The organism is Pseudomonas sp. PS02303, assembly GCF_029959925.1.
Taxonomy (GTDB): domain Bacteria; phylum Pseudomonadota; class Gammaproteobacteria; order Pseudomonadales; family Pseudomonadaceae; genus Aquipseudomonas; species Aquipseudomonas mandelii.
Genome location: NZ_JASCOM010000601.1, coordinates 1 through 249, shown reverse-complemented (window position 1 = coordinate 249; position 249 = coordinate 1). Strand labels below are relative to the sequence as shown.

The following is a 249-nucleotide window of genomic DNA, read 5'->3' as shown; positions in this document are numbered from 1 at the left end:
GACGCTGTTCCTTGAGATACCAGTTCTTCCCAAGCACTGGCCATGCCGTGCAGGCGCAGTTCTTTGAGTTCAGTCATCAGGTCACGCATTGCGATTCTCCTCATCGGTCGTACGGAGCCGGTCGTAGCGCGCCGTATTGGCAACAGGCGCGACCTTGAGTTGCAGGCTGGTTTCTACACAGGGAGGTGGTGCGGTGGAGGTCAGGCGGGCAAGGACATTGAGGATGTGATCGGCGCTCAGACTTCCCGA

General features: G+C 58.6%; 2 pseudogenes. Both read right to left on the bottom strand.

Annotation, left to right across the window (positions count from 1 at the left end):
* Window positions 1-89, bottom strand: a pseudogene (locus QMX98_RS35040) (AAA family ATPase); the annotation flags it as partial.
* Window positions 82-249, bottom strand: a pseudogene (locus tag QMX98_RS35035) (IS21 family transposase); the annotation flags it as partial. The pseudogenes QMX98_RS35035 and QMX98_RS35040, both read right to left, overlap by 8 nt.